Origin of the sequence: Rhodoferax sp. (assembly GCF_034519335.1) — a bacterium.
Taxonomy (GTDB): Bacteria; Pseudomonadota; Gammaproteobacteria; order Burkholderiales; family Burkholderiaceae_C; genus Allorhodoferax.
Genome location: NZ_JAXHOL010000024.1, coordinates 21,942 through 47,753 on the forward strand (window position 1 = coordinate 21,942; position 25,812 = coordinate 47,753).

The 25,812-nt window shown below is 61.6% G+C and carries 26 protein-coding genes and 2 pseudogenes; 17 read left to right on the top strand and 11 right to left on the bottom strand.

Annotated features, from left to right (window positions below):
- The 4 genes from U5O12_RS10125 to tal form a co-directional block, all read right to left on the bottom strand.
- Entirely contained in the window at positions 1-972 is a 972-nt protein-coding gene (locus tag U5O12_RS10125; RefSeq protein ID WP_322578519.1) for an MBL fold metallo-hydrolase, read from the bottom strand.
- A 115-nt stretch (positions 973-1,087) separates the two neighbouring features.
- Positions 1,088-2,323 (bottom strand): winged helix-turn-helix domain-containing protein, encoded by a 1,236-nt coding sequence (locus U5O12_RS10130; RefSeq protein WP_322578520.1) that lies wholly within the window; start codon positions 2,321-2,323, stop codon positions 1,088-1,090.
- Positions 2,324-2,493: 170 nt separating this feature from the next.
- Positions 2,494-4,062, bottom strand: a complete 1,569-nt coding sequence (pgi, locus tag U5O12_RS10135) for a glucose-6-phosphate isomerase (RefSeq protein ID WP_322578521.1) — start codon at positions 4,060-4,062, stop codon at positions 2,494-2,496.
- A 12-nt stretch (positions 4,063-4,074) separates the two neighbouring features.
- Positions 4,075-5,022, bottom strand: coding sequence for a transaldolase (gene tal, locus U5O12_RS10140; RefSeq protein WP_322578522.1), 948 nt, complete (start codon positions 5,020-5,022; stop codon positions 4,075-4,077).
- Between the two features lie 143 nt (positions 5,023-5,165).
- On the opposite strand from tal, the gene zwf reads away from it, so the two are divergent.
- Entirely contained in the window at positions 5,166-6,632 is a 1,467-nt protein-coding gene (gene zwf, locus U5O12_RS10145) for a glucose-6-phosphate dehydrogenase (protein WP_322578523.1), read from the top strand.
- Positions 6,633-6,757: 125 nt separating this feature from the next.
- The gene (locus U5O12_RS10150) at positions 6,758-7,606 is read left to right on the top strand and encodes a MurR/RpiR family transcriptional regulator (protein WP_322578524.1); all 849 of its coding nucleotides are present in this window, start codon (positions 6,758-6,760) and stop codon (positions 7,604-7,606) included.
- A gap of 161 nt (positions 7,607-7,767) precedes the next feature.
- On the opposite strand, the pseudogene U5O12_RS10155 reads toward U5O12_RS10150, so the two are convergent.
- Positions 7,768-8,064, bottom strand: a pseudogene (locus U5O12_RS10155) (IS30 family transposase); the annotation flags it as partial.
- Positions 8,065-8,184: 120 nt separating this feature from the next.
- Between U5O12_RS10155 and U5O12_RS21165 the strand changes: the two are divergent.
- The gene (locus U5O12_RS21165; protein ID WP_416221476.1) at positions 8,185-8,715 is read left to right on the top strand and encodes an integrase core domain-containing protein; all 531 of its coding nucleotides are present in this window, start codon (positions 8,185-8,187) and stop codon (positions 8,713-8,715) included.
- A 29-nt stretch (positions 8,716-8,744) separates the two neighbouring features.
- Positions 8,745-8,966 (top strand): annotated as a pseudogene (locus tag U5O12_RS10165) (integrase core domain-containing protein); the annotation flags it as partial.
- A gap of 44 nt (positions 8,967-9,010) precedes the next feature.
- Here U5O12_RS10165 and U5O12_RS10170 read toward each other — a convergent pair.
- Together U5O12_RS10170 and U5O12_RS10175 are read right to left on the bottom strand one after the other, a co-directional pair.
- Positions 9,011-10,093 (bottom strand): porin, encoded by a 1,083-nt coding sequence (locus tag U5O12_RS10170; protein ID WP_322578525.1) that lies wholly within the window; start codon positions 10,091-10,093, stop codon positions 9,011-9,013.
- Between the two features lie 296 nt (positions 10,094-10,389).
- Positions 10,390-11,394 carry a porin gene (locus U5O12_RS10175; protein ID WP_322578526.1) on the bottom strand — a complete coding sequence of 335 codons (1,005 nt, stop codon included), beginning with the start codon at positions 11,392-11,394 and terminating at the stop codon, positions 10,390-10,392.
- A gap of 242 nt (positions 11,395-11,636) precedes the next feature.
- On the opposite strand from U5O12_RS10175, the gene coq7 reads away from it, so the two are divergent.
- Positions 11,637-12,254 carry a 2-polyprenyl-3-methyl-6-methoxy-1,4-benzoquinone monooxygenase gene (gene coq7 / locus U5O12_RS10180; RefSeq protein WP_322578527.1) on the top strand — a complete coding sequence of 206 codons (618 nt, stop codon included), beginning with the start codon at positions 11,637-11,639 and terminating at the stop codon, positions 12,252-12,254.
- A gap of 7 nt (positions 12,255-12,261) precedes the next feature.
- On the opposite strand, the gene U5O12_RS10185 is transcribed toward coq7, so the two are convergent.
- Entirely contained in the window at positions 12,262-12,711 is a 450-nt protein-coding gene (locus U5O12_RS10185) for an OsmC family protein (protein ID WP_322578528.1), read from the bottom strand.
- A 125-nt stretch (positions 12,712-12,836) separates the two neighbouring features.
- Between U5O12_RS10185 and ilvA the strand changes: the two genes are divergently transcribed.
- Positions 12,837-14,459, top strand: a complete 1,623-nt coding sequence (gene ilvA / locus U5O12_RS10190; RefSeq protein ID WP_322578529.1) for a threonine ammonia-lyase, biosynthetic — start codon at positions 12,837-12,839, stop codon at positions 14,457-14,459.
- A gap of 39 nt (positions 14,460-14,498) precedes the next feature.
- Here ilvA and U5O12_RS10195 read toward each other — a convergent pair whose 3' ends face one another.
- Entirely contained in the window at positions 14,499-14,963 is a 465-nt protein-coding gene (locus U5O12_RS10195) for a type II secretion system protein N (protein WP_322578530.1), read from the bottom strand.
- Positions 14,964-15,034: 71 nt separating this feature from the next.
- On the opposite strand from U5O12_RS10195, the gene gspG reads away from it, so the two are divergent.
- From gspG to U5O12_RS10245, 10 genes are all read left to right on the top strand, one after another.
- On the top strand, positions 15,035-15,466 hold the full coding sequence (gspG, locus tag U5O12_RS10200) for a type II secretion system major pseudopilin GspG (protein WP_322578531.1): 432 nt from the start codon (positions 15,035-15,037) through the stop codon (positions 15,464-15,466).
- 19 nt (positions 15,467-15,485) lie between these two features.
- Positions 15,486-15,920 (top strand): pilus assembly FimT family protein, encoded by a 435-nt coding sequence (locus U5O12_RS10205; RefSeq protein ID WP_322578532.1) that lies wholly within the window; start codon positions 15,486-15,488, stop codon positions 15,918-15,920.
- Positions 15,917-16,285 carry a type II secretion system minor pseudopilin GspI gene (gene gspI / locus U5O12_RS10210; protein ID WP_322578533.1) on the top strand — a complete coding sequence of 123 codons (369 nt, stop codon included), beginning with the start codon at positions 15,917-15,919 and terminating at the stop codon, positions 16,283-16,285. Before U5O12_RS10205 ends, gspI begins: the two co-directional genes overlap by 4 nt.
- A 1-nt stretch (position 16,286) precedes the next feature.
- Entirely contained in the window at positions 16,287-16,961 is a 675-nt protein-coding gene (locus U5O12_RS10215) for a prepilin-type N-terminal cleavage/methylation domain-containing protein (protein ID WP_322578534.1), read from the top strand.
- Positions 16,958-17,914 (top strand): type II secretion system minor pseudopilin GspK, encoded by a 957-nt coding sequence (gspK, locus tag U5O12_RS10220; protein WP_322578535.1) that lies wholly within the window; start codon positions 16,958-16,960, stop codon positions 17,912-17,914. Before U5O12_RS10215 ends, gspK begins: the two co-directional genes overlap by 4 nt.
- A gap of 46 nt (positions 17,915-17,960) precedes the next feature.
- Positions 17,961-19,220 carry a type II secretion system protein GspL gene (gene gspL, locus U5O12_RS10225; RefSeq protein WP_322578536.1) on the top strand — a complete coding sequence of 420 codons (1,260 nt, stop codon included), beginning with the start codon at positions 17,961-17,963 and terminating at the stop codon, positions 19,218-19,220.
- Between the two features lie 9 nt (positions 19,221-19,229).
- The gene (gene gspM, locus U5O12_RS10230; RefSeq protein WP_322578537.1) at positions 19,230-19,721 is read left to right on the top strand and encodes a type II secretion system protein GspM; all 492 of its coding nucleotides are present in this window, start codon (positions 19,230-19,232) and stop codon (positions 19,719-19,721) included.
- Positions 19,718-20,530 carry a type II secretion system protein N gene (gspN, locus tag U5O12_RS10235; RefSeq protein WP_322578538.1) on the top strand — a complete coding sequence of 271 codons (813 nt, stop codon included), beginning with the start codon at positions 19,718-19,720 and terminating at the stop codon, positions 20,528-20,530. Before gspM ends, gspN begins: the two co-directional genes overlap by 4 nt.
- Positions 20,531-20,611: 81 nt before the next feature.
- Positions 20,612-22,654, top strand: a complete 2,043-nt coding sequence (gspD, locus tag U5O12_RS10240) for a type II secretion system secretin GspD (protein WP_322578539.1) — start codon at positions 20,612-20,614, stop codon at positions 22,652-22,654.
- Positions 22,655-22,657: 3 nt separating this feature from the next.
- Positions 22,658-24,046 carry a GspE/PulE family protein gene (locus U5O12_RS10245; protein WP_322578540.1) on the top strand — a complete coding sequence of 463 codons (1,389 nt, stop codon included), beginning with the start codon at positions 22,658-22,660 and terminating at the stop codon, positions 24,044-24,046.
- Positions 24,047-24,061: 15 nt separating this feature from the next.
- Here the strand turns inward: U5O12_RS10245 and U5O12_RS10250 are convergent, their stop codons facing one another.
- Positions 24,062-24,994, bottom strand: a complete 933-nt coding sequence (locus tag U5O12_RS10250; RefSeq protein WP_322578541.1) for a LysR family transcriptional regulator — start codon at positions 24,992-24,994, stop codon at positions 24,062-24,064.
- A gap of 14 nt (positions 24,995-25,008) precedes the next feature.
- Positions 25,009-25,197 carry a hypothetical protein gene (locus U5O12_RS10255; RefSeq protein ID WP_322578542.1) on the bottom strand — a complete coding sequence of 63 codons (189 nt, stop codon included), beginning with the start codon at positions 25,195-25,197 and terminating at the stop codon, positions 25,009-25,011.
- Between U5O12_RS10255 and U5O12_RS10260 the strand changes: the two genes are divergently transcribed.
- Positions 25,196-25,756 carry a DUF4148 domain-containing protein gene (locus U5O12_RS10260; protein ID WP_322578543.1) on the top strand — a complete coding sequence of 187 codons (561 nt, stop codon included), beginning with the start codon at positions 25,196-25,198 and terminating at the stop codon, positions 25,754-25,756. The two genes, U5O12_RS10255 and U5O12_RS10260, sit on opposite strands and share 2 nt — an antisense overlap.
- Positions 25,757-25,812: the final 56 nt, after the last annotated feature.

The window sequence follows — 25,812 nt, forward strand, 5'->3', positions numbered from 1 at the left end:
TTAGGCCACGGGCTTGAATTCAAAACCGTTGCCCAGCTTTTCCACCCGCCCAAACGCCGGGAACGGGAAGTGGAAGCCGCCTGCCATGACCTTGTCCGCCACGATCATGTCGAACACCTTGCGACGTGCCACGCGCGCCTCCTCCGCATTCATATCAAATTGCACCGCCCAATCCGGGTTGCGGGCGAAGAGTTGTGGCACGTTGGTGATGTCGGCCCGGTAGGCAAACTTCTCGCCCTTGCTTTCCACCATGAACAAGGTGTGACCAGGCGTGTGACCGTAGGCCGCCACGCTCTTGATACCGGGAACGATCTCGGCACCCGCTTCAAACTTGACGAGCTGGCTGTCATTCAAGCCACCCAGCATGCGTCGCACGGTCTGGAACGCACCCTTCATGGCGTCTGGCGCAGCCGCCATGCGGGCGTCGTCCATCCAGAACCCGTGCTCGACCGAGGGCACCATGACCTTGGCATTCGGGTAGACCAGCTGGCCCGCCTTGTTGCGCACGCCCAGAATGTGGTCGCCATGGAAGTGGCTCAGGATCACGGTGTCGATGTCCTCGGCCTTGTAGCCCGCTGCATTCAGGTTCGTCAGCAGGCGCCCGGTGGTGGGGCCGCCGTTGTCAGAAAAGCCGGTGTCCATCAGGACTTTGCGGTTGCCGGAAACCACCAGAAACGCGGTGTACGGTACATCCAGATAGTCGGTCGGCAAGTTCTGCGACTTCAAGAGCTCTTGCACCTCTCCCAGCGGCGCATTGCGCACAAACTCGGCGGCCAGCGGGCGCCGTGTCACGCCATCGTTCAGGGCGATGACTTCGATATCGCCGATTTTTTGCTTGCGAAACCCGACTTGCACCACGCTGGGTGCACCAAAGTTCGGCGCCGATTGCGCACCCAAGGGCATGAATGAGCCGGCGGCATACGCAGCCAGTGCGGCTCCGCCGCCCACAAAAAAGTCGCGTCGAGTCACCATGTGCAATCTCCTGAGTTTGAATAAAGACTGGATAGTCTCAAACACAACTACTTCGTGCAATGCAGCCCAACAAGACCGGAAAAACAAAAGGGTTATCGCCGCCGTGTGCGGCGATTCAGCTCGCCGCCAGCCCCTTGAGGGCGCGGCGCATTGCAGCAGCCAACTTGGCAGGCTGGGTGCGGGTGATACGCACGCTGGGCGTGCCATGCCAATCCGCGCTGCGCTGAATGGCTGCGGCCACATCAGCCAGCTGCTCATCGCTCCAGACCATGCCAGGCTGGGCATGGAGCGCACGCACCTCAAACACGCCCTCGGCACGGTGCGCCTTGGCGTCCAGCCGGCCAATGAGTTCACCGCGGCACAAGATGGGCAGCACAAAGTAGCCGTACACGCGCTTTTGCTCGGGCGTGTAGCACTCCAGCCGGTAGTCAAAGTCAAACAGGGTGGAAGCGCGCTCGCGGTCCCATACCACGGGGTCAAAGGGCGAGAGCAGCGCGGTGTGCGTGGCCAGCAGCTTGCCGGCCTGCGCCTTCTTCAGCAATGCAGCTTGACTGGCGTGCACATAGCCGGGCGCGTCCCAACCCTCTACCGCCACGCGCAGCAGTGTGCCCGCGTCCACCAGCGCATCCAGGTCTGCGTCTTTCAGACGCGGTTTGGTACGAAAGTAGTCGTGGATCCAACGCGCTTGGGTGATGCCCAGTGCGGTGACGGCCTTCTCGATCAACACGGTGTTGAGTGTTTCCAAATGGGCTTCATCGACGAGTTGCAGCATCTGCGGCGCCACGCGCTCGCTGAGGTCGTAGACGCGGTGGAAGTTCTCGCGCCGCGCGATCATCAACTCCCCATGGGCAAACAGCGCCTCCAGCCAGCGCTTCTCATCCTTCCAGCCCCACCACGCGCCCCCCTTCCCCTCTGTCCGTTCAAAATCGGATGCCTTCACCGGTCCCTTGTCGCGGATGTGGGCCAGCAGCTTGTCGAGGTGCACACGTTGCGTGGCCGCCATCTTGCGCGCGTTGGCCAAACCCCAGTGCTGGCGGGCCTGCCGGTTGTAGGCGCGGTGGGTGTGCAGGTCGTCCGCTGGCGCAAAGCAGGCCTCGTGCGCCCAGGTTTCAAACACGGCGCCACCTGCCAAGGTCTCTTCTAGCCATTCGCGCGAGTAGTCACCCAGCCGGGAATGCAGGACGAGGTAGGGGCTGCGCGAAACCACATGGATGGTGTCGATCTGCAGCAGTGCCATGCGCTGCACGCAGGCCGCGACATCGGTGCGCCTGGCCACCCGCGTGGGCGGCTGCAGCAAGCCCTGGGCTGCGAGGTGCAGGTTGCGAGCTTGGGCCAGTGAGAGTGACGCCATGGTCAGAGTGAAGTGAAGCCGAGGCTATCCAACGCTCCGCAGCATGCAGGGGCGCAGCGGCGGGCGATTTGGCTTCGCCGAAACTGCGTTTTCTGCGCGTTTGGCAGTATGAGCCCGCCGGTGTGCCCCTGCGTGCTGTGCGAGTACCCACCACAGCACAGCGGAATACCTCAGGCCCGCAAGCGCGCCAGCAAACCAGCCGTAGAGCCATCCAGCCCAGCCACATCACCCGAAGCAAGACGTGGCTCAATGTCCTTGGCCAGCACCTTGCCCAGCTCCACACCCCACTGGTCAAAACTGTTGATACCCCACAGCGAACCGCTGACAAACACGCGGTGTTCCTGCAGCGCAATCAAGGCGCCCAGCGAGGCCGGTGTCAGGTCGTCCAGCAGCAAGAAGGTGCTGGGGCGGTTGCCCGTGAAATGCTTGTGGCCACCGGCATCGCTCTTGCCTTGCAAGAGCGCCTGCGCCTGCGCAACCACATTTGCCAGCAGCATGGGGTGATGGCCCTTCAAATCATGGCGCGCCTTCTTGACGGCAATAAACTCCACCGGCACCACATCCGTGCCCTGGTGCAGCATCTGGAAGTAGGCGTGCTGGCCATTGGTACCCGGCTCGCCCCACAGCACGGGCGAGGTGCCAAAGGGCAGCGCTTCGCCCGTGGCGTCCACCCGCTTGCCATTGCTTTCCATCTCCAGCTGCTGCAAATAGGCCGGTACGCGGCGCAGCGCGCTGTGGTACGGCGCAATGCTGCGGCTGGTGAAACCGTGGAAGTTGCGGTACCAGACATCCAGCAGGCCCAGGCGCACGGGCAGATTGCTCTCCAGCGGCGCAGTGCGGAAGTGCTCGTCCATGGCATGCGCACCGGCCAGGAATTCGCGGAAGCCGGCTGCACCAATGGCGATGGCGATGGGCAGACCAATGGCCGACCACATGGAGTAACGACCGCCTACCCAGTCCCAGAAGCCAAAGGTGGTGGTGATGCCAAAGGCATTCGCCGCCGGCACATTGGTGGTCAGCGCGGCAAAGTGGCGCGCAATGTCGGTTCCGCCCTGCGCCTCGAACCAGGCCTTGGCGGAAGCCGCGTTGGTCATGGTCTCGATGGTGGTAAAGGTCTTGCTGGCGATCAGGAAGACCGTACTCTCGGCCTTCAGGTGCGGCAGCTTGGCGGCCAGCTCGTGGCCGTCCACATTGCTCACAAAGTGCAGGCGCTTGCCGGTGGTGGCAAAGGCGTCCAGTGCCAGCACCGCCATTTGCGGCCCCAGGTCGGAGCCACCGATGCCAATGTTCACCACATCGGTGATAGCCTTGTCGGCCCGCACCTTCTCGGCGTAGGCCAGCATGGCGTCCAGCGTGGCATGCACCTTGGCCTGCTCACTCGCTACGAAATCCGTAGCTGCTCCCGCATAATTTACGGGAGCTCCGGGCGGATTTCTCAACAAAACGTGCCAGACTTCACGGCCTTCGGAGTTGTTGATCTTCTGGCCCGCGAACATGGCATCGCGGTGTTCCAGCACGCCGCTTTGGCGCGCCAGATCAAACAGCAAGGCTTCGGTCGCCGCGTCGATGCGGTTCTTCGACAGATCGGCGAACACATAGGGCGCCTCCTGGCTGAAGCGCTCAAAGCGCTGCGCATCGGCTTGGAAAGCCTCGCGCACATCCAGTGCTTTGCCCAACGCATCGTAGGCGGCTTGCAGGGCGCCCCAGGCGGGCGTGCTGTCACATCGGGTACGTGCCATGTCGCGCGCCCCTTACGCTGCCAGCAGCAGTTGTTCCAACTTCACGGCGTCCACGCAGAAGGCGCGAATGCCCTCGGCCAACTTCTCGGTGGCCATGGCGTCGTTGTTCAGGGCGAGGCGGAAGCTGGCTTCGTCATAGCTCACGTGCTCGATGGCGGCCGACTTGGCGGCTTCGGCGTTCAACGCAGGCGTCAGCGGAGCGTCGGTGGCGGCCAGGCTAGCCAACAGGTCGGGGCTGATAGTCAGCAAATCGCAACCGGCCAAAGCCGTGATCTGGCCCACGTTGCGGAAGCTCGCGCCCATCACCTCAGTAGCGATGCCGAACTTCTTGTAGTAGTTGTAGATCTGCGCCACGGACTTCACGCCGGGGTCGTTAGCCAGCGCGTTGTCAGCTTCCACCCAGGCAGCACCCGCGTTCTTTTTGTACCAGTCATAAATGCGGCCAACGAAGGGGGAAATCAGCTGCACCTTGGCCTGACCGCAAGCCACGGCTTGGCAGAACGCGAACAGCAAGGTCAGATTCGTGCGGATGCCCTTGCGCTCCAGCTGCTCGGCGGCCTTGATGCCTTCCCAGGTGGACGCAACCTTGATCAGTACGCGGTCGGAGTGAATCCCTTGCGCCTGGTACAGCTCTATCAGGCGCTCGCCACGGGCCACGGTAGCGGCGGTGTCAAAGCTCAGGCGGGCGTCCACTTCGGTGGACACGCGGCCGGGGATGATGGAGAGGATTTCGCAACCAAAACGCACCAGCAGGCGGTCCACGATTTCGTCCATGGGACGGCCGCGGAACTGGTTCACCGTGTCTTTGACCAGGGGCGCGTAATCGGCCTTCTGAACCGCCTTCAGGATCAGCGAAGGATTGGTGGTCGCGTCCTGCGGCTTGAAGGCGTCGAGCTGCTTGAAGTCGCCGGTGTCGGCCACCACGGTGGTGAATTGTTTGAGTGCGTCGAGTTGGTTCATGAGGAGCGCTGGCCAGAAGGCCCAGGTTAAGAACTAGGGTAAACCCGCAAAATTGGGGCGGTGCAACAGCTTGAATTATCAATGAAACAAAGTTACATTACAACGTCATCTTTCATGTAACTCTTAAACGTACCACCTGTCTTATGAGCTTTGATCTAGTCATGTTTGGCGGCACCGGCGATTTGGCCTGGCGCAAGTTGATGCCCGCTTTGTTCCAGGCATTTCGCCATGGCTCCCTGCCAGAAGGTGGACGCATCATCGGCGTGGGCCGCGACAACCTGAGCCACGAGCAATACCGCGACCTGATCCAGTCCCGCTTCGAGAAAGTAGAGTTGGCCAAGCGCCCTAGTGCCGAAGAGTTTGCCCGCTTTGCTGCCATGCTCGAATTCCAACGCATGGACCTGTCCAAGCCCGATGACTACGCCGCACTGGCCGAGACGCTGAACACCCGCAACGCCGACAGCGTGGTCATCTATGTGGCTACCGCGCCCAGCCTGTTCACCAATGTGTGCGAACAATTGGCCGCTGCGGGTCTGAATACGCCCAAGACCCGCGTGGTACTGGAAAAGCCGCTGGGCCACGACTTGGCGTCCAACCGCGCGATTAACCAGACCGTGCGTCGTTTCTTCGAAGAAAAGCAGATCTTCCGCATCGACCACTACCTGGGCAAGCCTTCGGTACAGAACCTGTTTGCCATGCGCTTTGGCAATGCACTGTTCGAACCCCTGTGGCGCCGCGAGCACATCGCCAACATCCAGATCACCATTGCCGAAGACCTGGGCGTGGAGAGCCGTGGTGCGTTTTACGAGACCACGGGTGCACTGCGCGACATGGTTCAAAACCACGCGCTGCAGCTGCTGTGCGCGATTGCGATGGAGCCGCCCATCAACTCGCACGCCGACGCCATCCGCGACGAAAAGCTTAAGGTACTGCGCTCTCTCAAACCTTGGACCAGCGAAACGCTGAAGCAAGACGTGGTGCGCGGCCAGTACGCGGCTGGCACCAGTGGCGGCAACAAGGTGCCGGGCTACCGCGAAGAAACGGGCGTTGACCCCAAGAGCAACACTGAAACCTTTGTCGCCCTGCGCACCGAGATTGCCAACTGGCGCTGGGCGGGTGTGCCCTTCTATATCCGCACGGGCAAACGCCTGGCCGGCCGTGATGCGCGCATCGTCATCAACTTTCGCCCCACGCCGCACGCCATCTACGATTCCAACGAAGGCGCTGCCAACCGCTTGGTGATCAACCTGCAGCCCAAAGACGGGCTGGAGTTGCACATGTTGGCCCAAGGCCAGGAAAACCGCCAATCGCGCGCGACCTCCTCGCAAAGCCTGGCCCCGGTGCAGCTAGACCTGGACTTTGACAAACGCTTCGGCTCCGAGCGCGTAGGCGCCTACGAACGCTTGTTACTGGATGTGATCGACGGCCGCCTCAATCTCTTTGTGCGCAGCGACGAACAAGAAGAAGCTTGGCGCTGGGTCGAACCCATGCTGGAGCACTGGGCTGCGGACGCCCAAGGCCCGCGCCTGTATGCGGCCGGCACCTGGGGCCCCAGCGCATCCAGCGCCATGATCGCGCGCGACGGCTTCTGCTGGTCGGAAGAGTCGTGACTCCCACGCTCCGCCGCTCCACGGGTTCCGCCCCCCACTACCGCAGGAGTTCCTTCGGAAACGGGCCCTCACGCCGTCGCGCGGCACTGTAGCGCTCAAGCCTTCTCTCCGACTGAGGAATTTCCATGCTGGACCGAATCAAAGCCTCTTTGCCTTCATTGGCACCCGCAGAACAGCGGGTCGGCAAGCTCTGCCTAGCAGACCCGCGCGCGTTTGCCAAACTGCCTGTCAGTGAGCTCGCCGACCGCGCCCATGTGAGCAAACCTACCGTTGTCCGCTTTTGCCGCAGCGTCGGCTACGACGGTCTTTCGGATTTCAAGCTGAAGCTGGCTGGCACCGTGAACGAAGGCGTACCCTTCATCCACCGCAGCGTCGATGCCGACGACAAGACGGGCGACGTGATGGTCAAGGTCATCGACAACACGGTCGCAGCTTTCCTCAAGTACCGCAACGACGCATCCACCCTCGCCATTGAAAAAGCGGTGTTGGCATTGGTAGAGGCTTACAGCGCAGGGCGGCAGATCCAGTTCTTTGGAGTGGGAAATTCTGGCATCGTGGCGCAAGACGCGCAGCACAAGTTTTTCCGCCTGGGCATCAACACCACGGCCTACAGCGACGGCCACATGCAGGTCATGAGCGCCTCTATCTTGGGGCAAGGCGACTGCGTGGTCGTCATCAGCAATTCGGGCCGCACCCGCGACCTGATGGACGCCTGCGACATCGCCCGCAAGAATGGCGCCACCACCATCGTCATCACCGCCAGCGGCTCGCCCCTGGCGAGTGCAGGCCACATCCACCTAAGCGCCGACCACCCCGAGGGCTTCGACCGCTACAGCCCCATGGTGTCCCGCTTGCTGCACCTGATGATCATCGACATCCTCGCCACCTGCGTGGCCCTGCGCATTGGAAGCGGCACGCTGCAGCCCTTGCTTCGGGAAATGAAACACAATTTGCGGAATAAGCGATACGCGTAGCTTGCCAAACATCTCGGCTGCCGCCTAATCTGCACCAAGTAAAAAGCCCGCTGTAGCGTTACAGTGGGCTTTTTTAATCTAAATGACCCGTCCTGAAATGAGTTGACACCTTTTCTAATCAGAAAGGGCGGGTTCAAATCCAAGTGCAACACTGGGGTAGTTTATTGGATGGTGTCAGGAGCTTGCTCAAGCTTGATCAGCCACTGGCGGTAGACCTCCAATGGGGTCAACCAGCCCAGCGTCTTGCGCGGGCGCCCATTCATCAAGTCAGCGATCCCGTCGAGCTGCTCCTGGCTGTAGCCCGACGGATCCGTACCCTTTGGCAGGAACTGACGCACCAAGCCATTGGTGTTCTCATTGGTACTCCGCTGCCATGAACTGTGCGGATCACAGAAGTACACCGCAACCCCGGTCTGGGCTGTCAATTGCGCATGGTGTGCCATCTCCCGTCCCCGGTCAGTTCGCCATCCTCTACGACGAACGATTTACCAAGCAGTTCAATTAAGATGAAATCCGCTTGCCCATTGCCGTGGGCAAGTATCCCCGCCTCACACACAGAAATTCAGACACTCCCGCTCATGACCGAGCGCGGCATGAGCCAGCGCAGGGCCTGTGTGGCCAGCGGCATCGCTCGCTCCACACTGCGCTATTGCCACAAGCAGAGCGACGACTCCGGGGTAATCCAGTTCATGCAGACCTACATGGCCACCAATCCACGACACGGCTTTGGCCTGTTGTACGCCAGCGCCCTTCATCAGAACCACCCTTGGGGCAAGACGGTGCTGTGGAGGGTGTATTGCCAGCTCCATCTCAACCTACCACGGCGGGGCAAGAAGCGGCTGCCCGCACGTATCCCGGCGCGCGTCAAGGGCATTGCCCTCAATCACATCCAGCCTGGAAAGCCAACCCAGAATGCCTATGTGGAACGATTCAACCGGACTTACCGCACCGAAGTGCTGGACTGCTATGTCTTTGATTCCTTGCAGGAGGTCAGGGACATTACGGAGGACTGGCTGCATCGCTACAACCACCATCGGCCCCATGAAGCCTTGGGCTCAGTTCCTCCAGTCGAATACCGTGTGACAAAATTCCCCAACCTCTACTTCTGACTGGCTCAGGAATTCGAGGAGGCTTCACGTTGGCCGAGCGTATCAATGGGATTCTCAAGGGGGAGTTTCTGCTGCAGCGCCCCTGTAGCCTTGCATAGGCCAGGCGGATGGTTGATGAGTCCGTGGCCATCTACAACCGGGAGCGACCTCACTGCTCTCTACAATTGAAAACGCCCGATGAGGTCCATCGGGCGTCTCTGGCTGAGCTAATTCAACAGGGGAGTCCTGCAAATACAGGTGTCACCATATAGCAGGACGGGTCAAAACCAACAACTGGCTTACGCCAGTCCGGGAATTAGAAGGAGTGGGAAACCAACAGATTGGTCTCGCTGTTGCGATTGGCACCAGCGTAAGGTAGCCAGTTGGCATAGTTAGCAATCAGGCTAGTACGCTTGCTAAGGGCGTAAGTTGCAGACAGGCCATAGCCGTTACGTGTTTGGTCCAATTGACCTGCCGTAGTTACGCCGATTGCAGCTTGAACCACTGTTCCGTTATACGTTTCTTGAGCATAGTTGGCGCCCAGTGTCAAAGCACCAAGTGGAACTGACACAGCAACCATGGAGTCCGTCAATGTTCCACCGCCGGTAACTGTCAATACGGAAACTCCGCCACCCAATTTGGCGGCACCAAAATCATAGGACGCCGCAGCACGGATCACATCTTTGTAAGATGTGTTGACATTGTCAGTGCGACCGTCGTAAACAAGGTAATTGATGTTGGCAATCAAAGCACCACCCACATATGTAGCAGACAAGCTGTTCAAACGCTGACCAGTGGAAGTGGCAACGCCTGCACCACCAGCGCCCAAGCCCATGCCCACACCAGATGTGCTACCACCCGAAGTAGATGCTTGCTCCATATGAGCAATACCCAAGAAGACTGGGCCGACTTTGGTATCAAAACCGATGCCATCTTTCAAACCACGGGCAGGAAACACTTTATTGTCCATGCCCACACCGCCCACACCAGAGATGCCACCCGACAAGTAGTCAACGGGCTTGTAGGTTTGCAGCGTAATGCGGCCAACAGTTGTGGTAAGTTTCAAGGACGAATCGCCACCAGAAACACCACCACGGCTAAGGCCGTCAATGCTCATTTCAGCGGCGACATTCATGCCACCACCCAGATCTTCTTTGGCAGTAAACGTCACCAATGAAGTATCAATACCCAATCCCGATGCATCACCGGTAGCATTGCCAGCATTACCACCAGCAATACCTTGCGTAACTTGTTGGTTTAACGTCGAACCAGTTGCGACAGTACTGGCCGATGTAGTGCTTTGCTTGTAGCCGAAAGTGTAATTGCCAGTGATGGTGGCTTGCGCAATGGACGCGCCAGAAGCAGCCAAAACTGCCAAAGCGATCAAAGATTTTTTCATGTGGTGTCTCTTCAGTTTGAGTTAGATGGTCAGCAGTTCAGGTTATTGCAAACCCAACCTGCAACTCCTACTTCTTAATTCAGAAGTAACTTGTATTGAAACAAAAATTCACATGCACGTCATGTAATTGAGGGGACAAAAAGTAGACGACCGTGCCAAAAAGTGAATTTTGTTGTATTAGCACCAACGCATCCATTTTTTCTACATTGCGAAACGCGCACATAGCAAAAAACCCGCTGCATTTCTGCAGCGGGTTTTCATTTTCTAAACCCTAGCTGGCTTAAGCCAGCCGGTTATTAGAAGGAGTGGGAAACCAACAAATTGGTTTCTGTGGTGCGCTGAGCAACACCAACAGAAGCTTCCCAAGAAGCATAGGATGCCACCAAGGAGGTACGCTTAGACAAAGCGTACTCAGCCTTCAGGCCGTAACCGCCACGTGTACCGTCGGTGCCGCCAGCAACGGCAGTGTCGCTGTGCGTACGTTGACCCCAGTCAGCACCCAAAGTCAGAGCACCCAACGGAATGCCGACAGCCAAGAACGAGTCTTGACGCACGCCAGACACGAACTGGGTATTGCGGTAGCCAGCACCCAGCTTGGCAACGCCGAAGTCATAAGCACCACGGATGCTCACGCGGCTCTTGCCGTTTGTGGAAGGAGCAGCGCCTTGCTGATCATACACAGTGTAGTTACCGTTCACAGCCAAGGGGCCGCCAGCGTAACCCAAAGTCAAACCAGTGCTACGTTGGTAAGCCGCACCTGCAGGGGTACCAGCAGCGCCAGCGCCCAGGCCAATGGGGGATGCGTTTTCACCACCTTGGGTGATAGCGCTTTCGGAGTGGCTCAGACCGAATGTAAAGCCACCAAAGTTGGGGGATGTATAGCCGATAGAGTCGCCAGCAGTCAAAGTGGAAAACACTTTGCCGTCCAGGCCAACGCCGCCCACGCCAGCGGTACCGCCAGACAGGTAGTCAGAGCCACGGCCGTTGTCCAAAGAGATCTTGCCGAAGCCACCGGAGATGTACATACCAGAATCGCCACCGGAAACGCCACCGCGTGTCAGGCCGTCGATTTTCATAGAAACGCCAGCTTCCATACCACCGCCCAAGTCTTCCTTGGCAGCAAAAGTCACCAAAGAGGTGTCGTTACCCAAGCCGGACTGATCAGCACCATTGGTGGTAGCTGTAGCGCCAACGCCAGTAGAAGAACGGTAGCCGGCTGTGTAGTTGCCAGAGATCGTGGCTTGAGCGAAAGAAGCGCCAGAAGCAGCCAGAACGGCCAGGGCGATGAGGGTCTTTTTCATGTAGAAATACTCCAAGGTTAAACATAGAGCTCCGGACCGATTGTTCGGAACTCCGGGCCAACCTCCTATTCAGGAAGTTGGGTGTATTGCACCAGACGGGGGGACATTTGGCAAAGGAAAAGCCCGAAATATTAGGGTTCCTACGGGTTACCGTTGTTGGGTTGCAACAAATTGTTTGACTGTCATCAACCTCACCTTAACGTCATCCCCGGTAGACTCTTCCCATACTGGAAAGCCACCAAATGGACGCACTACTTACCGCTGCAGATTCGGCTCTGCGCACCTTGTTCGCGCAGCCTCACGCTGCCAACCCCTGCCCTACCTTGGCAGAGCACGCAACACAACTTACTGACACCGAAAAACGCAAGGCCGCAGGGTTGATGCGGGTGAACCACGTGGGCGAGGTCTGCGCACAAGCGCTTTACACGGCGCAAGCTCTTGCTACCCCGAACAAGGCGTTACGCGCGCACTTCACACAAGCATGCGCAGAGGAAACGGACCACCTGGCTTGGACGGCCCAGCGGCTCAAAGAGCTGGATTCACGACCTTCGCTGCTGAATCCCTTGTGGTACGCGGGCGCATTTGGCCTTGGACTGCTGGCCGGCCGCATGGGCGACGCCATCAGTCTGGGCTTTGTGGTGGAAACCGAGAAACAGGTGGGAGCCCACCTGCAAAGCCATCTGGAACTGCTGCCGGAGGGTGACCACGCCTCACGCGCCATCGTGGCACAAATGCACGATGACGAACTACGCCATGCCCAAGACGCACAAGCCGCGGGCGCCGTGGAGTTGCCCCAGCCGGTCAAGGAATTGATGCGCGCCGCCGCCAAGGTGATGACCACCGTGGCGGAGCGAATTTAGCCGCAGCTCACACCTCGACGAGGTCAAATCCGGTCGTAATTTCGGCGGTTTTGCCCAGCATGATGCTGGCAGAGCAGTATTTGTCGTGGCTCATGGCAATCGCACGCTCCACAGCACTGGCGGGTATGCCCTTGCCAGTGACCGTGAACTGCATATGGATCTTGGTAAACACCTTGGGATCCACTTCAGCGCGTTCCGCCGTGAGCTTGACCGTGCACCCCTGAACATCGTGGCGGCCGCGCTTCAAAATCAACACCACGTCATAAGCAGTGCAGCCACCGGTACCTGCCAAAACAGTTTCAAGTGGACGGGGGGCTAAGTTTTGACCGCCGTTTTCTGGTTTGGCCGCGTCAGGCGCGCCATCCATCATCAAGGTGTGGCCACTGCCGGTCTCCGCTACAAAACCCATGCCGGAGCGGGTATTCAAGCCACCAGTCCAACTCACTGTGCATTCCATGGTGCATATCCTCCTATAAATTGCCCCGCGCGGAGCCAGTACTTAGTTCGCTACAATGCAATCTAACAGCCCCGCGCGGAGCCGATTTTTTGCGTTTTAGCATATTTAACCTGGAGTGTAGCCCCGTGAGTCCCCCCAAACAGCCCCCAACCCTCGACCTCACCCCGGCGGACTACCTCAAGAAGATTCTGACCGCCCGCGTGTACGACGTTGCCAGCGAAACAGCGCTGGAACCTGCTCGCGCGCTGAGCCGCCGTCTCCACAATACGGTGCTGTTCAAGCGGGAGGACCAGCAACCGGTGCGCAGCTTCAAGCTGCGTGGCGCTTACAACAAAATGGCGCAGCTGCCACCAGAGCAGATTGCCAAAGGTGTGATCTGCGCGTCTGCAGGCAACCATGCCCAAGGCGTGGCCCTTTCGGCCAGCCGCATGGGCGTGCGCGCTGTGATCGTGATGCCGACCACCACGCCACAGCTCAAGGTAGACGCAGTACGCGGTTTTGGCGGCGAAGTGGTGCTGTTTGGCGAAAGTTATTCAGACGCCTACGGCCACGCCGTGACACTGCAAGAAAAAGAGGGATTAACCTTTGTGCACCCCTTTGATGACCCGGACGTCATTGCCGGCCAGGGCACGGTGGCCATGGAAATCATGCGTCAGGTGCAGACCTTGGGCGCCGACAAGGCCGCCAAATCGGGCCACAAGACCGGCAGCAAAACCGGCCCAGGACTGGACGCCGTGTTTGTGGCCATTGGCGGCGGCGGCCTGATCTCGGGTGTAGCGAACTACATCAAGGCGGTGGCACCGGGCGTCAAGGTCATCGGCGTGCAAATGAATGACTCCAACGCCATGATTCAGTCGGTGGGAGCCAAGCAACGCGTGACGCTACCCGATGTAGGCCTGTTCTCCGACGGCACGGCCGTGAAGCTGGTGGGCGAGGAAACCTTCCGCATTGCGAGCACGCTGGTGGATGACTATGTGACCGTGGACACCGATGCGGTGTGCGCCGCCATCAAGGACATCTTTGTGGACACACGCTCCATCGTGGAACCAGCAGGCGCGTTGGCCGTGGCCGCCATCAAGCAGTATGTCGCCACGCACAAGACCAAAGGTGAAACCTACGCGGCCATCCTCTGCGGTGCCAACATGAATTTCGACCGCCTGCGTTTTGTGGCTGAACGAGCCGAGGTAGGCGAAGAACGCGAAGCGCTGTTTGCGGTGACCATCCCCGAAGAACGCGGCAGCTTCAAACGTTTTTGCGAACTGATTGGAGAACTACCAGGCGGAACCCGCAATGTGACCGAGTTCAACTACCGCATCAGCGATGCCGCCAAGGCGCACGTGTTTGTGGGGCTGAGCACGCAGGGCAAAGGCGAGTCGAGCAAGGTCGCCAAGAACTTCGAAAAACACGGCTTCAAAACGCTGGACCTCACCCACGACGAACTGGCCAAGGAACACATCCGCCACATGGTGGGTGGCATTTCCAGCCTGGCACAGGACGAACGCCTGCTGCGCTTTGTATTCCCCGAGCGGCCAGGTGCGCTGATGAAGTTCCTCAGTCTGATGCGTCCGGGCTGGAACATCAGCTTGTTCCACTACCGCAACCAGGGTGCCGACTATGGCCGCATTCTGGTGGGTCTGCAGGTGCCGGGGGCCGACGACAAGGCGTTTGCACAGTTTCTGGACACGTTAGGCTACCCCTATGTGGAAGAAACCGACAACCCGGTGTACCGAATGTTTCTACAAAAATAATAGCTGCTCGCGCATATTCCACGCGGGCTGGAGACCAATTTAGCCTTTAACCCGGGGTGGAAGCTCCAGCAGCAACTGGGCGCCGTTTCGCTCCAGTGTGGCACGGCGCCCCTCCACTGCGCGCAAAGTCCAACCGTCCGCCACGGGAGCACCCACGACCACTGGTTTGGCAGCTTTGCCATCCACGGCGAGCAAGGCAGCCCCACCTGCCCGTTGGTCCACCACCCCCACCAAGACAAACCGCGCCGATTCGGCCACCGCAACCGGCGTGCCCGCCGAAGGAGCCACACCGCTCCCGCTGGCAGAGCCGCCCAGCGCACGCGCCACCAAGCTGGTGTCCAGTACCGCGTCAGGCACTTGCCCCGCCACCACGGACGGGCCAGCGGCCGGACCACTGAGTTTGAGACCCCAATAGACCGCACTACCTGCGGCAGCGGCCGACACCAGCAGCGCCGCCACGCGAGCCGGCCACACCGATGTGCGAAGGGTTACAGACAAAGCCATGCGGCGCATTATCATGGAACCGACGGATGCACCCCAAGATGCACCGCCTCCATCGTCCAACACACTCCACCATGCGCCATTCGCAACATTTACGCAGTTTTCAACGCGGCTTCACCCTCATCGAACTGATGGTGGTGCTGGTCATCATTGGTGTGCTGGCAGCACTCATCGTGCCCAATGTGCTGGACCGGGCTGATGACGCCCGCGTAGCCGCCGCCAAGACCGACATTGCCAACCTGGGTCAGGCGCTCAAGCTCTACAAACTCGACAACCAGCGCTACCCCAGCAGCGAACAAGGCCTGCAAGCCCTGGTGAGCAAACCCACAACAGGGGTGGTGCCGCCCAACTGGCGCCCCTATGTGGACAAGCTGCCCAACGACCCCTGGGGACGCCCTTACCTCTACTTGAACCCCGGCCTCAAAGGAGAAATTGACGTGTTGAGCCTGGGCGCCGATGGCCAGCCCGGCGGCGAAGGCAAAAACGCCGACATCGGTAACTGGTAGGGCTACCGCCGCGCACCCCATGCCACGGCGCGCCACAGGCTTTACCCTGCTCGAACTGCTCGTCGTGGTGGCTATCGTCGCCATCGCCTCTGCAGGTGTGGCCTTTAGCCTGCAAGATGCCTCACGCACCCGCCTGGACCGCGAGGCCCAGCGATTGGCGGCCCTGCTGGAGTCAGGCCGCGCCCAGTCCCGCGCCAGCGGTGTGCCCATGCGATGGCGCAGTACACCGAATGGCTTTGTGTTTGAAGGAATGCCCGCGGGGACGCCCCGCTTGCCCAGTGCCTGGGAACATACCGAAACCCAAGCCCACAGCAACGCCCCTCTTGTGCTGGGACCCGAGCCCCTGATCGGCGCGCAGCAGGTCCGGCTATGGTTGCAGGAGCAGCCCGCACGCAGCCTGTGGGTGGTCACCGATGGCATTCGTCCATTTGCCGTGCAGAACACCGCACCATGAAACCAAACCACCAACGCATGGCAGGCTTTACGCTGGTGGAAGTACTGGTGGCACTGGCCATCGTGGCCGTCACACTCATGGCCGGCTTGCAAGCCACCTCATCCCTCACCCGCAACGCTGAGCGCCAGGCAGACCGGCTGCTGGCCCAACTGTGTGCCGAGAACGCGCTGGCCCAAGTTCGCCTGTCCCAGCAACTGCCCGATGTTGGTGACAGCACGCGCCCCTGCGAACAAGCAGGGCGCGTACTGGAGCTGCGCCTTTTGGTACAGACCACCCCCAACCCCAACTTCCGCCGCGTAGAAGCCCGCTTGACGCGTGATGGCGTGCCCCTGCTACAACTCAGCACCGTGGCCGGACGACTCTGACATGCAACGCCTTCCCCACCAGCACGCCGTGCAGGAGTCTGGCTTCACCCTGGTGGAGTTGCTGGTAGCGCTGGCCTTGATGGCGCTGATGGCGGGCATGGCCTGGCGCGTACTGGCCGGCATGCAAACTGCGATGGAGGTGAACCGCCGACATGCCGACGCTGTGCTCACCCTGGAGGCCGGGCTGGGCCAATGGGGTGCAGACTTGGACGCTTTGGTGGCATTACCCCAAACCCGCACACTGGAGTGGGACGGCCGCGCACTGCGCCTGACCCGCCGCCTGCCCGGCGACGAAGGCACCGTGGTGGTGTGCTGGACGCGTGCCGAGCGCGACGGTGTGTCCCAGTGGCTGCGCTGGCAATCCGCTCCCGTTGCCACACGCGAGGCTTGGCTCACTGCCTGGACCGCTGCCAACGCCTGGGCGCAGGGGGCTGACACCAGCACCCGCACGCGCGAAATTCGCATCACGGCCCTGCCACAGTGGCAGCTGTTTTACTACCGCACAGGCGCCTGGAGCAACCCACTCTCCAGCGCGGGCACTGGCCCCGGCGTCGAGGCCAACACCAGCCTGCCCGAAGGCATACGCCTGGTACTGACACTGCCCACCACCCACCCCTTGCCAGGCACACTGGTGCGCGACTGGGCCCGTAACCACACAGCAGGCGCCTCGCCATGAGGCATCAGCGAGGCGCCGCCATCCTCACCGCCATGTTGCTGGTCACGCTGGTGGCCACCTTGAGCGCAGCAGCGCTCTGGCAACAATGGCGGGCCATTGAGGTGGAGACGGCCGAGCGCGCACATGCACAGTCGCGCTGGCTGCTTCAGGGGGCGGCCGACTGGGCCCGCCTGATCCTGCGCGAAGACGCGCGCAACACGACGGTGGACCACCTGGGCGAACCGTGGGCGGTAACCCTGCAGGAAGCACAAATCTCCAGCTTTTTGGGCAATACCACCGAAGCCATGAGCGAGCACCTGCAGGGCGCCTACCTCTCGGGGCAAATTACCGACCTGCAGTCGCGCCTCAATGTGCTCAACCTGGTGCAGGACGGCCGCGTGCATGCCCCCACCCTGCTGGCCTTTGGGCGCCTGTTTGAAGCCCTGCAGTTGCCCGCGGACGAGCTGATGGTGCTGGTGGCACAGCTGCAGATCGCATTGGCTGCGCCAGAGGCACCAAGCACCGGGCCTGCAGGCAACGCCCCCCACCCGCTGCTGCCGCGCAGCACAGAGCAATTGGGCTGGCTGGGCGTGTCGCCCGCCACCATCTCGCGCTTGCACGACCATGTGGTAGTGCTGCCCGAGCGCACACCGGTCAATCTCAACACCGCATCTCCCTTGGTGCTGCATGCCTGCCTACCCGGGCTGGACCTTGCGCTTGCACAGCGTCTGGCACAGGGCCGGGCGCAAAACCACTTCCGATCCCTGGCCGATGTGGTGCAAGCCTCGGGTATTGCCGGGCTGAGCCTGAACGATGGCATGCACAGCGTGGGATCGCGTTATTTTGAAGTGCGGGTGCGCCTGCGCTTGGGCAGCGTGCTGAGCCAGGAACGCACACGCATGCTGCGCGAGGGCCTGCAAGTCAAAGCGCTGTGGACGACACGCGAGATACCACAGGGGGCGTCCGTACAATGAAGCGCACCCCACTCACCGCCGCCCTCCCCAGGATGTTTGTATCCCCATGACCCGCCACGCCGTGTTGCTCCCCTTGCTGCAAGAGATGCCCGCCGGCACCAGCGTGCAGGCCGAAGGCATGTGGGAGAGCGTGCGCAGTAGCGACGGCCTGCACCCCACTGAATACCTGAGCCTGCCGGAATTGCCCGCCGTGGCGCAGCGGAGTGGTGCCGCCGACACCGTGGTCATCGTACCCGCATCGGCCCTGTCGTGGCACCGTGTGCAATTGCCAGCAGGCACGCTGCGCACCGGCTGGCGTACAGGTGGCGCTGCCCGGCTGCGCACCATCCTCGAAGGGCTACTTGAAGACCAGCTGCTGGACGAACCTGCGCAGCTGCATTTCGCCCTGCCGCCAGACGCCCGAGATGGAGCGCCTCTTTGGGTCGCCGTGTGCCAGCGACAGTGGCTGCGCACGCATATGGCCACGCTGGCCCAGGCCGGCTACCGCGTTCAGTCTGTGGTGCCCGAATGGGCCCCGACGGAGGAAACCAGCGCGCTGTGGTGCACCGGGAACGACCACGATGCCCAGTGGGTGTGGACGGATGCGCAAGGCGTACACCGCCGCCCCTGGGACGGCCATAGCCCACTGGCCTTGCCCACACGACACACCCAAGGCCCGGTGTGGGCCGAAGCCCCCCTGGCCGCCAATGCAGAACACAGCCTGCAACGCGAAATACAGGTGCAGCCCCGCGCCCAGCGCCTGCTCGATGCGAGCCACAGCCCCTGGAACCTGGCGCAGGGCGAACTCACGCCCAGCCACCCAGGCTGGGGCAGCGTGCAACTGGCGCTGCACACCCTGTGGCAAGCCCCTGCATGGCGCCCCGCGCGTTGGGCGGCCTTGGCCTTGGTGCTGGTGCAGCTGGTGGGATTGCAGGGTTATGCCTGGTGGGCACAGCAACAGCTGGCCCAGCGCCGCGCTGCGATACACAGCGTGCTGCAAAGCACCTTTCCAGCCACTACCGTGGTGATTGACGCTCCGCTACAAATGGAGCGTGCCGTGGCCAGCCTGCGCCAGTCGGGCGGCACCGCGTCCCGCAACGATCTGGAAAGTCTGCTCGCGGCACTGGGTGGATCTGAGAACTTTGAGCCCCTGATGCACACGAACTCTGCGCAAACAGCTATGGAATTTGTAGCAGGCGAACTGCGCATCGAACCGCTTCCGTTAAGCCCCGAGCCGGTGGAGGCACTGCGCCGCCAACTCGCCGACCTGGGCTACACCCTGCAAGCCGAAGGCACTCGCCTGCGCCTGCGCGCCGCAGCCCCCTGAACAACACCCATGGCACGCACCAGCTCCCCACCCTCCGCCGCAGCCCGCTGGTGGGCCCAGCGCCCGCCACGGGAACAGCGCCTGCTACTCGCCGCTGCCTTTTTGGTAGGGGGTGCGCTGGTGTGGACCCAGTTGCTGGCGCCGGCATGGCGTACCGTGGGCAGCTTTGAGGCCCAGCGCAGCGCGCTCGATGTGCAACACCAGCGCATGCTGCAACTCCAGGCCCAGGCCCGAGGCCTGCAAGCACTGCCCGCATTGGATTCCCTGGGCAGACAACAGGCCCTGCAACGCGCAGTAGCCGAAGTACTGGGCGCCCAGGGCAGCTTGCAAGTGCAGGGCAATGTGGCCACCGTGACCCTGCGCCAGGCCAGTCCCGAGGCCTTGGCCCAGTGGTTGGCGCGCACCCGCACCAGCGCACGCCTGGTGCCCCACGAAGCGCAGTTGCAACGCAGCCCCCAAGGCTGGAGCGGCACGGTGCGCCTGCTGTTGGGACCCGCATGACACGGCGGACACAACGCCCCACTACCCCGCCGCGCGCCCCGTGGGGCTGGGCACTGGTGGGCACAAGCCTTGGCTTGGCACTGGTGCTGGTTCTGGCCGCACCGGCGCACTGGCTGGCTTGGGGTCTGGCCCTGGCCACCGCGCAGCGCGTGCAGCTGCACCATGCCCAGGGCACCATTTGGGACGGCAGTGCGCAGCTGTCCTTGGGTACTGACGATGCCCAAGCCCCGCGCAGTGCCCTGCCTGGCCGCCTGGCCTGGCAACTGCAGCCAAGCTGGCTGGGCCTGCACGTGCAGCTGCAGGCCCCCTGCTGCCTCAGCGGCAGCTGGGACTGGATGCTGCGGCCCCAAAGCAGCGGCCTGCTGGTCAAGGCGCAAGACCGCAACCCGCTACAAGCCCTGCGCCTGCCCAGCACTGTACTGGCGGGCCTGGGCACGCCATGGAACACACTACAGCTGCAAGGCACATTGGCGCTATCTACCAAAGGCCTGAGCATTTCCATGGCACCGGGACGCCTGAACTTGCAAGGCCAACTGCAGCTGCAGGCCCTGGACATATCCACCAGCCTGTCGACCCTGCGCCCCATTGGCAGCTACCAGCTGCGCATGCAAGGCGGAGCCGAGCCCACACTCGAGTTGCAGACACTGGAAGGCGCCTTGCAGCTGCAAGGCAGCGGTCGCATGACATCTGGACGCCTGCAATTTGCGGGCTTTGCCAGCGCAGCGGCAGGCCGCGAAGAGGCACTAGCCAATTTGCTCAATATCATTGGACGGCGCGATGGCGCGCGCTCCGTCATCCAAGTGGGTTAACGCATGCCAACCATACCTGTCACCCGGCCCCTAGGGCGCCTGTCAAATACTATGTATTTGATAGCTGCTTGCGCAATATCCATGGGCTCTGCAGGCCTTTTTGGCACTAAAGTCTGGGCGCAAACCAACGCACCCAAGCGCGCCGAGCCTGTCACCCTGAACTTCAACAACGCCGAGATCGAGGCTGTGGCCCGCACCATGGCCACGGTGACCGGGCGCAATGTGGTGGTGGACCCCCGCGTCAAGGGCACCATGACTCTGGTGACCGAGAGCCCGGCCTCGCCAGCGCGGGCCTACTACCTGTTCCTCACCACCTTGCGCATGCAGGGTTTTACTGTGGTGCAAGTGGATGGGCTGGACAAGGTGGTGCCGGAGGCCGATGCCAAATTGCAAGGCACCGCGGTGTCGGTGGACGACAGCAACAAGGGGCCGGTCACCACGGGCCAGATTCAGACCCAGATTTTCAAGATCGCGCACGAGAACGCCAGCAACCTGGTGCCCGTGCTGCGCCCGCTGATCACGCCCAACAACGTCATCAACGTCAACCCCGGCAACAACTCGCTGGTGATTACTGACTACGCCGACAACCTGCGCCGCATCGCGCGCATCGTGCAGGCGCTGGACGTACCCAACGCCACCGACTTGGAGATCATTCCGCTGCAGCACGCCATTGCCTCGGACTTGGCCCAGCTTGCCACACGGTTGCTGGAGACCTCGGGCGGCAGCGCCCCTGGCGGCCAGGCCGATGCCAGTTACAAGACCACCATCCTGGTAGAGCCGCGCTCCAACGCCCTCATCGTGCGGGCGGCCAACCAGGCACGGCTGGCGCTGGCCCGCTCGCTCATCCAGCGGCTGGACCAACCCAGCGCCAACACCAGCAACGGTGCGGCGGGCAACATCTACGTCGTCTACCTCAAAAACGCCAACGCCACCCAGCTGGCCACCACCCTGCGCGCTGCCATCAGCGCCGACACCCGTGGCAGCAGCCAAGCCGCCGCCGCACCGGCTGCAACCACCGCAGCCGCAGCAGCCACCCAGCCCAGCACGGGTGGCCAGATCCAGGCCGACCCGACCACCAACTCGCTCATCATCACCGCCAGCGAACCGCAATACCGCCAGCTCCGTGCTGTCATTGACAAACTGGATGCCCGCCGCGCCCAAGTGTTTGTGGAAAGCCTGATTGCCGAGGTCAGTGCCGACAAGGCGGCCGAGTTCGGCATCCAATGGCAAGGAGCGCTGGGCAATGCGGGGGACGGAGTGATTGGCCTCCTGGGCACCAACTTTGGCAGTGCGGGTAAAAACATCATCAACCTCGCCACGCAGGGTGCTGCCGGTACGGTGTCACCATCGCGCGGTTTTAACCTGGGTGCCGCTACCAAGACCAATGGCGTCTACGTGCTGGGCTTTTTGGCGCGTTTTCTGGAAGAGTCGGGCAGCGGCAATGTGCTCTCCACGCCCAACCTGCTGACACTGGACAACGAGGAGGCCAAGATCGTCATCGGGCAGAACGTGCCCTTTGTGACCGGGCAGTTCACCAACACCGGTGCCAGCACGGGCACGGTCAACCCCTTCCAGACCATTGAGCGCAAGGATGTGGGCCTGACCCTCAAAGTGAAGCCGCAGATCAGCGAGAACGGTACGGTCAAGCTGACCATCTTTCAGGAGGTATCCAGCGTTCTGGCATCCACCGCCAACGCCACCAACGGCCCCACCACCAACAAACGCACCATCGAGTCGAATGTGTTGGTGGAAGATGGTGCGGTGGTGGTACTGGGCGGCCTGCTGCAGGACGAGTTTGCGGGCAACCAGGAGAAGGTGCCCGGCCTGGGTGATGTGCCGTTTTTTGGCAATCTGTTCAAGAGCGAGGCCCGCAGCCGCAAGAAGACCAACCTGATGGTGTTCTTGCGGCCGGTGGTGGTGCGCGACGCCAATGCCACCCAGGCGCTATCCAATGACCGCTACGAACAAATGCGCAGCGGCCAACAGGCTGGCCAGCCCCCCCCCAGCAGCTTGGTACCGATCAACGAAGCCCCTGTTTTGCCGGCCTTGCCCCCCGCCCCGGTGCGCCCGGCCAGCCCGCCCGCGGCGGCACCTGTTCCCGCTGCCGCACCCGCTGCGCAGTAACCCATGCGTTACCCCCTGCCTTACGCGTTTGCACGCAGCCAGCAGCTCTTGCTGGAAGACAGCGGCCAGGTACTGACACTGTGGGTGCACGAGGCCACCGCGCCCACCGCCATCGGCGAGGTTATGCGCAAACACAGCGTGCAGAGCGTCCAAACGCAGGAGGCTGCCACTCTCACGCAGCGCATCAGTGCGGCGTATGCGCAGGGTGAATCCAGCGCGGCCACGGTGATGAACGAAGTGCAGGGCGAAGCCGATTTCAGTCGCATGATGCAAGAGCTGCCCGCGGTGGAGGACCTGCTGGAAACCGCGGACGATGCACCCATCATCCGCATGCTCAATGCACTGCTAACCCAAGCGGCGCGCGATGGCGCCAGCGACATCCACATCGAACCCTATGAGCGCCACAGCAGCGTGCGCTTTCGGGTGGATGGAACACTGCGCGAAGTGGTGCAGGCGCACCGCGCGCTGCACGCGGCGCTGATCTCGCGCCTGAAGATCATGGCCGACTTGGATATCTCGGAGAAGCGCCTGCCACAGGACGGACGCATCAGCCTTCGCATTGGCACCCGTGCGGTGGACGTGCGGGTCAGCACGCTGCCCAGCGCGCATGGCGAGCGCGCCGTGCTGCGCCTCTTGGACAAGAGCCAGGACCAGCGCAGTCTCGAATCCGTGGGCATGCAGGGCACGGTGCTGCAGCGCTTCGAAGACCTCATCGCTCAGCCGCACGGCATCATCCTGGTCACCGGGCCCACCGGGTCGGGCAAGACCACCACGCTGTATGCCTCGCTCTCCAGGCTGGATGCAGCGCGCCAGAACATCATGACGGTGGAAGACCCGATCGAGTACGAGCTACCCGGGGTGGGCCAGACCCAAGTCAACCCCAAAATCGACCTGACATTTGCCAAAGCCCTGCGCGCCATCCTGCGGCAAGACCCCGATGTGATCATGATCGGCGAAATCCGCGACTTTGAAACGGCGCAGATTGCCATTCAGGCGTCCCTGACCGGGCATCTGGTGCTCGCCACCCTGCACACCAACGATGCGGCTAGCGCAGTGACGCGACTCACTGACATGGGCGTTGAGCCGTTTCTGCTGAGCTCCTCCTTGCGCGGCGTGTTGGCCCAACGCTTGGTGCGCAAGCTGTGCACACGCTGCAGCGGTCAAGGTTGCGAGGTTTGTGGCCACACCGGCTACAGCGGACGCACGGGAGTTTTTGAGCTGCTGCGCGTGACCGATGCGATTGCCGAGCTGGTGCACCACAACGCATCTGAAGCCGAGATTCGCACAGCGGGCTTGGCGGATGGCATGGTGGCGCTGCGTGACGATGGTGAACGCCTGGTGCACAGCGGCTTGACCAGCCGAGAAGAGCTGGTGCGTGTGGTGCGGGACTAGCAGATCCCGCTCACCCTAGCAGTGTGTGCAGGCCCGCATGGCTGCATCAGACTGCATGCGGGTTTGCTCGGTCAGGTACTCCAGAAACACCCGCGTGCGCTCCGGAATGAACTTGCGGCTGGGCAAGGCAGCGTAGAGCGTAAGGCGCCCCGCAATCCACGGCGACAAAACACGCACCAGGGCACCACGGTTGAGCAAAGGCGCAACCAAGTCGACTGCCGCCGACGTGATGCCTGCACCGTCAATGGCGGCCTTGAGCAAGGTGTCGGTATGGTTGGCCCAGAGTTTGGGTTTGACCTCGAAGTCGCTGGGAGCGTCGTTCTGCTCTGCGTTCAACAAGCGCCATTGGCCAAACACCGCACTCGGCGTTTTCAGCCGCAAGATGTCGTGCTCAAGCAGTTCCTTCGGTTCTTTGGGCGCGCCCTTGCGCTGGAGGTAATCAGGGGACGCCACTAGCACCGCCTGGGTGGTGGACACCTTGCGGGCAATCACATCCGCATCAAAAAAACCTTCGGTGGGCAGCAGGGTGACGTCGTAGTCCTCAATCTGCGGTTCGCGAAACGACTCCACATCGATGTTCAGGGTGATGTGCGGGTACTCGGTGCCAAACCCGGCGAGCAATGGTGCTAGCACATGGGTCGCCAGCACCGGAGGCGCCAACACCCGCAGCTCGCCACGCAAGCCCTGGGTTTGCGAACTGGCCACTTCGTGGGCCTCGTCAATGTCTTGCAAGATGGCACGCACCCGCCCCAAATAGGTTTCACCCGCCGGACTGAGAGACACACGCCGCGTAGTACGGTGCAAGAGCCGGGTACCAAGGTAGTCCTCCAGGTCTGCAATTTGTCGCGTCACTCCCGCGGAAGACATGTCCAGCGCGCGGGCTGCAGCCGCAAATCCCCCCTCGTCAATCACCTTCTGGAATACCCGCATTGACGTCAATCGATCCATGGAGTTCTTTCTTCTCAAATCAAGAGCTGGATTATTTCAAACGGCGTAATGCACCACTGCTTGACGAGGTATTTTTTAAATGCACAGCCTTCTCTAAAGTCCAACCCATCGATGAGACGAACCTGAAACGCCCCCTCGATACCGTTGGCAGGACGCTGTGTCCTGAGAACGGAATCAATCACCAAGAGAAGGATTTGAATCATGAAATACGCAACCGCATCTATCGCTTTGGCCGTCGCAGCATTGGTCACTGGCCACGCCCAAGCCGCTGACGTTGGCAAGACCCGCGAACAAGTGCGCGCCGAGTTGGCTGAGGCACAACGCACCGGTGACATCGCTGCCAGCAAAGACATGGGCTCCGACGAATTTGCATCCGGCGCAGGCCGCAAGCTCAACGAGTTGAACCCAGCTGCTTACCCCGCAAAAACCGCAGTGGCAGGCAAGACCCGCGAACAAGTGCGCGCCGAGTTGGCCGAGGCACAACGCACCGGTGACATCGCTGCCAGCAAAGACATGGGCACCGATGAATTTGCATCCGGTGCCGGCCGCAAGCTCAACGAGTTGAACCCAGCTGCTTACCCTGCAAAACCTGCAGTGGCAGGCAAGACCCGTGAACAAGTACGCGCAGAACTGGCCGAGGCACAACGCACTGGCGACATCGTGGCCGGCAAGGACTTGGGCACCGACGAATTTGCATCCGGCGCAGGCCGCAAACTCAACGAACTGTTCCCTAACCTCTACCCCGCTACACGGACCAACTAAGCACCAAGCGCTTCCCTGTCAGCCTCCCCAGCGTAGCCGCTGCGGAGGCTTTTTTA

What these genes read in the sequence shown, in the direction of transcription:
- U5O12_RS10125 (WP_322578519.1), bottom strand. Translation starts at nt 972, where the DNA reads ATGGTGACTCGACGCGACTTTTTTGTGGGCGGCGGAGCCGCACTGGCT.
- U5O12_RS10130 (WP_322578520.1), bottom strand. Translation starts at nt 2,323, where the DNA reads ATGGCGTCACTCTCACTGGCCCAAGCTCGCAACCTGCACCTCGCAGCC.
- pgi (WP_322578521.1), bottom strand. Translation starts at nt 4,062, where the DNA reads ATGGCACGTACCCGATGTGACAGCACGCCCGCCTGGGGCGCCCTGCAA.
- tal (WP_322578522.1), bottom strand. Translation starts at nt 5,022, where the DNA reads ATGAACCAACTCGACGCACTCAAACAATTCACCACCGTGGTGGCCGAC.
- zwf (WP_322578523.1), top strand. Translation starts at nt 5,166, where the DNA reads ATGAGCTTTGATCTAGTCATGTTTGGCGGCACCGGCGATTTGGCCTGG.
- U5O12_RS10150 (WP_322578524.1), top strand. Translation starts at nt 6,758, where the DNA reads ATGCTGGACCGAATCAAAGCCTCTTTGCCTTCATTGGCACCCGCAGAA.
- U5O12_RS21165 (WP_416221476.1), top strand. Translation starts at nt 8,185, where the DNA reads ATGACCGAGCGCGGCATGAGCCAGCGCAGGGCCTGTGTGGCCAGCGGC.
- U5O12_RS10170 (WP_322578525.1), bottom strand. Translation starts at nt 10,093, where the DNA reads ATGAAAAAATCTTTGATCGCTTTGGCAGTTTTGGCTGCTTCTGGCGCG.
- U5O12_RS10175 (WP_322578526.1), bottom strand. Translation starts at nt 11,394, where the DNA reads ATGAAAAAGACCCTCATCGCCCTGGCCGTTCTGGCTGCTTCTGGCGCT.
- coq7 (WP_322578527.1), top strand. Translation starts at nt 11,637, where the DNA reads ATGGACGCACTACTTACCGCTGCAGATTCGGCTCTGCGCACCTTGTTC.
- U5O12_RS10185 (WP_322578528.1), bottom strand. Translation starts at nt 12,711, where the DNA reads ATGGAATGCACAGTGAGTTGGACTGGTGGCTTGAATACCCGCTCCGGC.
- U5O12_RS10195 (WP_322578530.1), bottom strand. Translation starts at nt 14,963, where the DNA reads ATGGCTTTGTCTGTAACCCTTCGCACATCGGTGTGGCCGGCTCGCGTG.
- gspG (WP_322578531.1), top strand. Translation starts at nt 15,035, where the DNA reads ATGCGCCATTCGCAACATTTACGCAGTTTTCAACGCGGCTTCACCCTC.
- U5O12_RS10205 (WP_322578532.1), top strand. Translation starts at nt 15,486, where the DNA reads ATGCCACGGCGCGCCACAGGCTTTACCCTGCTCGAACTGCTCGTCGTG.
- gspI (WP_322578533.1), top strand. Translation starts at nt 15,917, where the DNA reads ATGAAACCAAACCACCAACGCATGGCAGGCTTTACGCTGGTGGAAGTA.
- U5O12_RS10215 (WP_322578534.1), top strand. Translation starts at nt 16,287, where the DNA reads ATGCAACGCCTTCCCCACCAGCACGCCGTGCAGGAGTCTGGCTTCACC.
- gspK (WP_322578535.1), top strand. Translation starts at nt 16,958, where the DNA reads ATGAGGCATCAGCGAGGCGCCGCCATCCTCACCGCCATGTTGCTGGTC.
- gspL (WP_322578536.1), top strand. Translation starts at nt 17,961, where the DNA reads ATGACCCGCCACGCCGTGTTGCTCCCCTTGCTGCAAGAGATGCCCGCC.
- gspM (WP_322578537.1), top strand. Translation starts at nt 19,230, where the DNA reads ATGGCACGCACCAGCTCCCCACCCTCCGCCGCAGCCCGCTGGTGGGCC.
- gspN (WP_322578538.1), top strand. Translation starts at nt 19,718, where the DNA reads ATGACACGGCGGACACAACGCCCCACTACCCCGCCGCGCGCCCCGTGG.
- gspD (WP_322578539.1), top strand. Translation starts at nt 20,612, where the DNA reads ATGGGCTCTGCAGGCCTTTTTGGCACTAAAGTCTGGGCGCAAACCAAC.
- U5O12_RS10245 (WP_322578540.1), top strand. Translation starts at nt 22,658, where the DNA reads ATGCGTTACCCCCTGCCTTACGCGTTTGCACGCAGCCAGCAGCTCTTG.
- U5O12_RS10250 (WP_322578541.1), bottom strand. Translation starts at nt 24,994, where the DNA reads ATGGATCGATTGACGTCAATGCGGGTATTCCAGAAGGTGATTGACGAG.
- U5O12_RS10260 (WP_322578543.1), top strand. Translation starts at nt 25,196, where the DNA reads ATGAAATACGCAACCGCATCTATCGCTTTGGCCGTCGCAGCATTGGTC.
- U5O12_RS10255 (WP_322578542.1), bottom strand. Translation starts at nt 25,197, where the DNA reads ATGATTCAAATCCTTCTCTTGGTGATTGATTCCGTTCTCAGGACACAG.